This is a genomic window from Mycobacterium sp., assembly GCF_050701675.1.
Taxonomy (GTDB): Bacteria; Actinomycetota; Actinomycetes; order Mycobacteriales; family Mycobacteriaceae; genus Mycobacterium.
The window spans coordinates 1-7,357 of the sequence record NZ_JBOGDD010000948.1 but is presented as its reverse complement, the minus strand read 5'-3'; the positions used below and the strand labels follow the sequence as shown (position 1 = coordinate 7,357).

At 69.2% G+C, this 7,357-nt stretch carries 10 protein-coding genes and 1 pseudogene; 7 read left to right on the top strand and 4 right to left on the bottom strand.

The features are described from left to right. From ACRDUX_RS28805 to ACRDUX_RS28790, 4 genes and pseudogenes are all read right to left on the bottom strand, one after another. Positions 1 to 701, bottom strand: a pseudogene (locus tag ACRDUX_RS28805) (hypothetical protein); the annotation flags it as partial. Next, a complete protein-coding gene (locus tag ACRDUX_RS28800; RefSeq protein WP_526418913.1) occupies positions 698 to 1,189 on the bottom strand; it encodes an ImmA/IrrE family metallo-endopeptidase in 492 nt (163 codons plus the stop codon). The gene ACRDUX_RS28800 and the pseudogene ACRDUX_RS28805, both read right to left, overlap by 4 nt. A gap of 62 nt (positions 1,190 to 1,251) precedes the next feature. Continuing rightward, positions 1,252 to 1,731, bottom strand: a complete 480-nt coding sequence (locus tag ACRDUX_RS28795; protein ID WP_526418911.1) for a hypothetical protein — start codon at positions 1,729 to 1,731, stop codon at positions 1,252 to 1,254. Continuing rightward, positions 1,731 to 2,036, bottom strand: coding sequence for a hypothetical protein (locus tag ACRDUX_RS28790; protein WP_526418909.1), 306 nt, complete (start codon positions 2,034 to 2,036; stop codon positions 1,731 to 1,733). Before ACRDUX_RS28790 ends, ACRDUX_RS28795 begins: the two co-directional genes overlap by 1 nt. 767 nt (positions 2,037 to 2,803) lie before the next feature. Between ACRDUX_RS28790 and ACRDUX_RS28785 the strand changes: the two genes are divergently transcribed. The 7 genes from ACRDUX_RS28785 to rraA all read left to right on the top strand — a co-directional run bounded on the left by ACRDUX_RS28785 (position 2,804) and on the right by rraA (position 7,228). Next, positions 2,804 to 3,460 (top strand): DUF6474 family protein, encoded by a 657-nt coding sequence (locus ACRDUX_RS28785; protein ID WP_526418908.1) that lies wholly within the window; start codon positions 2,804 to 2,806, stop codon positions 3,458 to 3,460. Positions 3,461 to 3,609: 149 nt separating this feature from the next. Next, positions 3,610 to 4,002 carry a hypothetical protein gene (locus ACRDUX_RS28780; protein ID WP_526418906.1) on the top strand — a complete coding sequence of 131 codons (393 nt, stop codon included), beginning with the start codon at positions 3,610 to 3,612 and terminating at the stop codon, positions 4,000 to 4,002. Positions 4,003 to 4,036: 34 nt separating this feature from the next. Beyond that, the gene (locus ACRDUX_RS28775; RefSeq protein WP_526418904.1) at positions 4,037 to 4,732 is read left to right on the top strand and encodes a YcnI family protein; all 696 of its coding nucleotides are present in this window, start codon (positions 4,037 to 4,039) and stop codon (positions 4,730 to 4,732) included. Beyond that, positions 4,732 to 5,235 carry a copper resistance CopC family protein gene (locus tag ACRDUX_RS28770; protein ID WP_526418914.1) on the top strand — a complete coding sequence of 168 codons (504 nt, stop codon included), beginning with the start codon at positions 4,732 to 4,734 and terminating at the stop codon, positions 5,233 to 5,235. The genes ACRDUX_RS28775 and ACRDUX_RS28770 overlap by 1 nt, the downstream gene beginning before the upstream one ends. Continuing rightward, a complete protein-coding gene (locus ACRDUX_RS28765) occupies positions 5,232 to 6,167 on the top strand; it encodes a CopD family protein (protein WP_526418903.1) in 936 nt (311 codons plus the stop codon). The genes ACRDUX_RS28770 and ACRDUX_RS28765 overlap by 4 nt, the downstream gene beginning before the upstream one ends. 92 nt (positions 6,168 to 6,259) lie before the next feature. Then, a complete protein-coding gene (locus tag ACRDUX_RS28760; RefSeq protein ID WP_526418901.1) occupies positions 6,260 to 6,700 on the top strand; it encodes a hypothetical protein in 441 nt (146 codons plus the stop codon). Between the two features lie 48 nt (positions 6,701 to 6,748). Continuing rightward, a complete protein-coding gene (gene rraA, locus ACRDUX_RS28755) occupies positions 6,749 to 7,228 on the top strand; it encodes a ribonuclease E activity regulator RraA (RefSeq protein WP_526418899.1) in 480 nt (159 codons plus the stop codon). Positions 7,229 to 7,357: the final 129 nt, after the last annotated feature.

Genomic DNA, 7,357 nt, shown 5'->3' with positions numbered 1-7,357 from the left:
AACCAGTCCTCGACACTGGGCAACAACGATCCGCTCGCCACGACGAGCATGGCGCACCCCAGCAGCGTCGCCGCGGCTCCGACGCCCATGAAGCCGGTGCTACCAACAGCCCTCAGCAGGAAGAATGCACTGGCCAGAACGATCAGCACGACGCCGGTGGTGAACACGAAGAGGGCGCGGCCGCGACGAGTGCGGTTGGAGTGACGCACTCCCGCCCACACCACCAACGTCAACGCGAGCATGACGTACAGCAGAGGTAGCAGCCATGACAACGTCATCCCTCCCGAGCCCAGGTTGCGTCGCAGGTACTCCTCGGGCGCCATCTCTGGCTGTTGTGGCGAGGTGAAGAACGACGCCAATGTCAGCGCCGCAATCAGCGTGGCCACGCCGTACTGGATGATCGCGATGCGCCGAATCGTCGACGGCTTGCGCTCCGACGACGCCGAGGTGATCATCACGCAACTGCCCGCCGCGCACGCGATGAGCGCCACCTGACTCAACACCGTGGACACATTGGGCCAGTGGACCAGCGTGTCGATCAATAGCGTCAGCGGCTGCCAGTTGAGCGCAGCCACCAGCCCGAGACTTCCGAGCGCCAAAATCATCGCGGCGCTGACCAGAGACTGCTTGTTGACGAGTGCCCAGCCGATACGCAGGCCAGTAGCCAGTCCCAGAAGACCGGCAATCACCCAGATGATCAACCAAACGCCTCTCCGAGCCGCACCTGCACGATGGACGCGCGATCGGACGGCAGTCGGCCCAGGCGGTAGATCAGCAGTGCCGCGAAGTCCTCGGCCTCCTGCTCGAGGTCCTCACCGCTGGGGCCCATGCAGCCGGTCCGCTGGTTGAGCATGTAGCCGATGAGGTCGGAACTCGCGAGTTCGGTGGTGTCCTTCGCCGCTTCCACCACTGAGATGCCCTCGTGCCCAAGCACCAGATGACCCAGCTCGTGGGCCAGCGTTCGGTCTCCTGCTGGCAGACCCTGCTGAATCATGAAGACGTCGCGGTCCGCGTACTGTCGCCACTGGCCGCAGACGCCCGGCGGGAGGTCCGCCATCTTGAGCTCGATCGGTCTTCCGCGGTCGTCTGCTACGGAGACCACGAGACGTGCGAGTGAAACTTCACCCTGCCGGGGCGCGAGATCGAGGACCTCACTGACGGCACGTGTGACACGACGGCTGGCTGGCATACAAACCCCCTCTCGATGAGTCCACTATTCCTGTCTTCTCGAACTGCAGCGGACGAATTCGGTCAACCCACGAAGCGGGCCGTGCCGGTGGCCCGGACGGCGCGTCCCGCTCGGGCCTGGCGGTACCCCAACAAGCCACCGGCACCAGTGATGATCAGGATGCCCGTGACGCCGGGCACTGCGATCGCGGCCACCTGCCCGATTCCAGCGTTGCGCAGGTAGTTGCCGTACCCGACCCGGAAGGACGCCGGAGTCACACCGTTGCTGGCGCTGTAGGCGGGCGGATTCTGACGGCTGGCCCTCTGCGGCGGCTGCTCGTTGCTCGGGGTGGCCGAAGTCCTTGGCGCCGAAGGGGTCCCGGGCCGCGGTCCAATGCCCGCTCCGGCAGCTCCCGCACCGACGGGAGCCACGACGACGGGCAGCGTGACCGGTACGAAGGGCAGAGCCGATGCCGCCGAGGCCAATCCGGCCACGACGTCGGCGGCCGGATCGACGATTCCGGGGACGATCGGTGCCAGTTCCCTCGGCGGAGGCAGCTGCATCACCGGCGGTTTCGGCGGAAGCCCCCTTGGCGGTACGGCGACGGCACCGCCGCCGCCGCCACCGGAACCGGGACCACCGCTGCCACCGCCGGGGGGAGATCCGGGCGGCTGGTCTGGGTCGTCAGGAGGGCAGGGTCCCCCGCCTTCGTGCCCGCCGCCGGGATGATGTGGACCGTCGTGACCACCGCCGGGATGGTGCGGGCCGTCGTGACCACCGCCAGGATGATGCGGGCCGTCGTGACCACCGCCAGGATGATGCGGACCATCGTGACCACCGCCAGGATGATGCGGACCATCGTGCCCACCGCCAGGATGATGCGGACCGTCGTGGTTCCACGGATCCTTCGGGTCCCGCGGGTCCCGCGGGTCCTTCGGGTCCCGTGGATGTCGCGGATCCTTCGGGTCTTTCGGGTCCTTCGGATCCTTGGGACCTCCGCTCTTGACTGGTTCGCCAGGGGTTCTCGGATCGTTTTGCGGAGGCGACTTGGAATCTTGTTCGGGACGTTTGCTGCCAGGAGAATCATCCGCGCCGGGACGGTGCGACCTCGAGTCGAGTCCACTGCGACCGTCACCCACTTGCGATGTCGGCTTGGACGGCCCTGCGCTGGTTCCGGCACGCGAGGTGGGCCCTTTGTTGGGTTCGCCGGCCGACCTGTCCTTCGACGTCGTTCCCGACGGCGGGGCTCCAGAGCGGCCGCCGTGGTCGTCGGTCTGCGTACCACGGTTTTCGCCGCCTTGGCCCGACTCGGGAGCGGCAAACGCCATCGTGGCACCAGCACCCCCCACGAGCAGCCCCGACGCAATTACGAAAGCTGCCGCGGCGATGCGTATTCGCACAGCCACGTCCGCACACCTCCCACGACGCCGGAAGGGCGCCCCCGTGGCACCCGGCAGTCGGCGTCGCCGATACTCAACGATTCTTGCACAATCATGGTCAACTGTTTGCTGGCAGTTGGAATCGATGCGCTATGCACGGGGCGGAACCGGCCTGCGGCGGCGGCGGCATTAGGGTTGGCCACACCAGCGCAGCCGCGATCGCCAGATCGCGACGAGATGACCGGGAGGCAGCCGGATGGGCCTGTTCAAGAGGCGTAAGAGCCGAGCAACTCGGCGTGCCGAAGCTCGGGCCATCAAGGCGAAGGCGAAACTGGAGGCCAAGCTCTCGGCCAAGAACGAGGCACGACGCATCAAGGCCGACGGCAAGCGGGAGTCCAAGGCCATCAAGTCGAGCCTCAAAGCTCAGAAGGGCAGCGACAAGGCCGCCCTGAAGGTTGCTGAGACTCAGCTGAAGGCGGTCCGTGAGGGAAAGCTGCTCTCACCCTCGCGCATTCGCCGGGCACTGACGGTTTCGCGGATGTTGGCCCCCGTCGTCGTCCCGATCGCCTACCGCGTCGCCATCGCGGCACGCGGTTACGTTGACGAGCGCCGCGCCGACCGGCTCGGCGTTCCGCTCAGCCAGATCGGCCAGTTCTCCGGAGCCGGCGGGGCACTGTCCGCACGGATCGCCGGGGCGGAGCAGACACTCGCCGAGGTCGCGGCGAAGAAGCCGAAGGACGCCGAGACGAAGCAGTTCGTGGCGGCGGTAACCGACCGGCTTCGCGACCTTTCCTCGGCGGTGACGGCTGCGGAGAACATGCCGACGCCACGGCGCAGGGCGGCACACAACGCCATCACCGAGCAGCTCGACGGTGTGGAGGCCGACCTAGTGGCCCGTCTCGGAGTGCTCTGATCAAGCCAAGGCCCCACCGCCCGACCGCGCCCGCGGCACGTCTGCGAGGAGCGGCGGCTGGGGCGCTGACGGGTGCGCTCGCGATTGCGGCACATTCGACGGCCGGCGGCGGGCTGCCGTCCAGCGCCACCGCCGCGCTACTGACGCTGTTGGCGGTCACGCTCGGGGCGCTGGTCGCCACGATTCAGGAGGCGGCGGACTTCAAGGTCCTTGTCGCGGTGCTGGCGGTCGGGCAGCTGCTGGGCCATGCGGTGCTCGGCGCAGCGGGACACTCGCACCCGCCTGCCGCCACGGCTTCGGCCGGCCTGATGCTCGCGGCGCACGTCGTGGCGATCGCCGTTGGCGCCGCGCTCATCGCGGCGGGTGGACGTCTCTGCGCCGCCGTGTCGCGCACGCTGCTGACGGCTACACCTTCGCCGCCGCCCCCGATAGCCGCGGCGTCGGCGACCGTCGTCGGCAGCGCCGATCAACCACTGCAGTCTGCGCTCAGCCTCGCCGCGTCCGTGTCACATCGAGGTCCTCCGGTCAGCTTCGCCCACTGACCCACGACCAGACGACACAGAAGGCACCAACTACATGAGATCCATTCACCGGGCGTACATGCGCGCCCTCATCACGACCGCCACCACTGGCACCGCCATGTCCATCGCCGTCCTGTCGGGTGCGGGACCGGCCTCGGCCCATGTCCACGTCGACGCCGACGGTGCAACCCCCGGCAGCACTTCGGTGCTGACCTTTCAGGTTCCCGGAGAGTCCGAGAAGGGGGCGATCACAACGGAATTCAGCGTGACGCTGCCCAACGTGGCGTCGGCCCGCACCGAAGTCATGCCCGGTTGGACGGCACGGCTGGACCGCGATGCCGCCGCCGGAACGGTGCGGTCCGTCACGTGGACGGCGGCTCCCACGGTCGGCATCTCGTCCGATCAGTTCGCCCTGTTCCACGTTTCGGTGACGCTGCCCAACCAGCCATCGGTCACGCTGCCCGCCACCCAGACGTACTCGGACGGGACCGTCGTGCGCTGGGATCAACCGCCGCTGGCAGGCGGTGCCGAGCCCGAGCACCCGGCACCGGTCCTGAACCTGACCGGCCCGGCCGGCGATGCAGCAGGCGCTCATCAGCCGCCGCCGGCGCCAACGGCAACGGCGGCCGAACCCACTGCACCAGCTCCGGTGGCGGCTCCCGACAACACGGCTCGGTGGCTGGCGGGTGGGGCATTGATCCTGGCGGCGGTGGGTGTGGTCGCGGCCCTGCTCGGACGCCGCCGCGCATGATCCGCAGATTCGTCGCCACTTCGCTCCTCAGTGTGGTTCTCGCGGTTCTGGCGCTCGCCGGCGCCGGGACCGCGTCCGCACATGCCGTTCGGGTTTCGACCGACCCCGCACCGGACAGCTCGGTCGGTGCGGGGCCAGCCCGGGTGAGTGCCACGTTCAACGAGCAACTGCAGACGAACTTCGCCGCCATGACCGTGGTCGGGCCCGACGGCAATCTGTGGTCGACGGGTCCTGCGGAGATTCGGGGCGCCGTCGCCAGCGTGATGTTGCTGCCGTTGGGTCCGACCGGCAAGTACACGGTCAACTACCGCGTGACCTCTGCCGACGGCCACGTGGTGAACGGCGCGTGGTCGTTCGAGCTGACCGTGGCGGGAACCGGGTCGCCGGGTCCAGCCGTCGGGCGGGGGGACGGCGGAGGCGGTGTGCCGATGTGGCCGTTCGTGGTGCTCGCCGCGGTGATCGTCGGCGTGGGCGCATTGGTGGCGGTACGACGGCGCGGGTGATCCGGCTGCGGGCGGCAGCATTGGGGTTGGGGTGCGTCGGGGCAGCCGCTGCGGCGGCGTGGTGGCTGGCGGTCCCGCAGAATTCGCCCGCAGCCATGCTGATTCGGGCCCTTGCCGACATCGCGGCGGTGATCGCGCTCGGACTCGCCGTCGTGCCCGCATTCGATGCGCAGCGCTACCGCGCCGAACTCGCCGCCCGCGCCGCCCGTCCGCTCATCGTCGTGTCGGCGGTGTGGGCGATGGCCGAACTCGTTCGGCTCTTCGTCGGGGCGTCGGAGGCGGCCGGGTCGACGTTCGGACGGCTGAGCGTGCGCATCACCGCCGAGTTCGCGCTCGACACCGCGGCGGGTCGGGCCGGTTTGGTGTGTCTGGCGTCGGCCGTGGTCGTGTGTCTAGTGGCGACTACTTCGCCGGGAAGGGTGCGCCCTGGCTCGACCGCGGGCGTGCTCGCCACGGGCGCCGCCGCCATGGGCGTGGCGGGCCGCAGCCTCGTCGGGCACCTCTCGGAGAGACCGTTGGGCGGCGTGGCGGTGGCGGTACACGCCTTGGCCGCGGCCGTCTGGTGTGGCGCGCTCGCCGCGCTGGTGCTGACGGTGACGCACCGCGGCCAGTGGGCCAGGGTGCTGCCGCGGTTCTCCCAGGTGTCCTTGGTCTGCGTCGTCGTGCTGCTGGTGTTCGGCGGGCTGGGGGCGGTCGTGACACTGGACTCCCCGGCGGCTCTCTACGACACCGGATACGGGCGGGTGCTGCTGGCCAAGATCCTCGTGACGGTGGCACTCGTCGCCCTGGCGTCGCGGAATCGGGCGGGCTGGCTACCCGCGGCGCGGGCTCACCGCGCAACGGCCGGCGCATCGGGCATCAGGTCCCGAATCGAGTTGGCGGTCATGTCCGTGGCTCTCACCTTGGCAGCCGCCTTGGCGGTCACGGGCTGACGCGATGAGGCCGACTGGCATGATTGGGTAGCACTGCCGAGCACCCACCGCACGCCGACTCTTGCACCTGAAACTGCAAAGGAGCAGCCACTATGGCCGACGAGCAGGACCGACCAGGCGACCCGCCCAGGGATCAGCCGCCGAGCGCTGGCTCCGATCCGGCACCACCGCCGCCGCCCGCTAAGAAGGCGCCGGCCAAGGCCGCGAAGAAGGCCCCCGCCAAGTCACCGGCGAAGAAGGCGCCCGCCAAGAAGGCCGCGCCTGCGAAGAAGGCCCCGGCGCAGAAGGCCGCGCCACCACCACCCATTGCGGCGGTGCCCGCCGCCGCGGCCGCCACCAATGGTGAGCGACCGCAGACGTCTCCCGCGAAAGAGGCTGCTGCACAAGCGAAGTCGACGGTTGCGACTGCCCCGTCGCCCATTCCACTGCCCGGCCCCGAGCCCTCTCGGTTGCCATTGGTCGCCGCCGTGGCCGCGGGCGTGCTGGCCATCCTGGTCGTGCTGCTGGCGCGTCGCCGCTCCGACGACGACTGACGACTCGGGCGGGTACCGGCGCGGCTGCCTGCGGGGATAATGGGCGTCGTGACCATCGAACCGCGCGCCACTGCCGACCTCGTCGACGACATCTACCCAGACGTCCGTAGCTGCGACCTGCAGCTGCAGAACTACGGCGCCACGACACTGTTCGCGGGACCCATCACCACGGTGCACTGCTTTCAGGACAACGCACTGCTCAAGTCGGTGCTTTCGGAGCCGGGAGACGGCGGTGTGCTGGTCGTCGACGGCGACGGATCACTGCATACGGCGCTCGTCGGCGACCTCATCGCGGGCCTAGGGGTGCAGAACGGCTGGACCGGGTTGATCATCAACGGCGCGGTGCGGGACGCGGTCGCGTTGGGCTCCCTGGACATCGGGATCAAGGCGCTCGGCACCAATCCGCGCAAGAGCAGCAAGACCGGCGAAGGCCACCGCGACGTGGCGGTGACCTTCGGCGGGGTGACGTTCGTTCCCGGTGAGATCGCCTACTGCGACGACGACGGGATCGTGGTCGTCAGCAGCTAGACCTTCAGTGCGGCACGGTGTTTGGTGAAGTGCAGCGCCTCGTCGTCGACCTTGCCCTGGCGGATCATCCGGACGTCGAGGAAGTAGTTCTGCTTGAGCTTCCACGGCGCCTTCGAGCCGGCCTTGGGC

Bases quoted from the DNA above. Each gene is read 5' to 3' on its own strand.
- ACRDUX_RS28795 (WP_526418911.1), bottom strand. From the start codon at position 1,731: ATGCAGCTGCCTCCGCCGAGGGAACTGGCACCGATCGTCCCCGGAATC.
- ACRDUX_RS28800 (WP_526418913.1), bottom strand. From the start codon at position 1,189: ATGCCAGCCAGCCGTCGTGTCACACGTGCCGTCAGTGAGGTCCTCGAT.
- ACRDUX_RS28760 (WP_526418901.1), top strand. From the start codon at position 6,260: ATGGCCGACGAGCAGGACCGACCAGGCGACCCGCCCAGGGATCAGCCG.
- ACRDUX_RS28775 (WP_526418904.1), top strand. From the start codon at position 4,037: ATGAGATCCATTCACCGGGCGTACATGCGCGCCCTCATCACGACCGCC.
- ACRDUX_RS28785 (WP_526418908.1), top strand. From the start codon at position 2,804: ATGGGCCTGTTCAAGAGGCGTAAGAGCCGAGCAACTCGGCGTGCCGAA.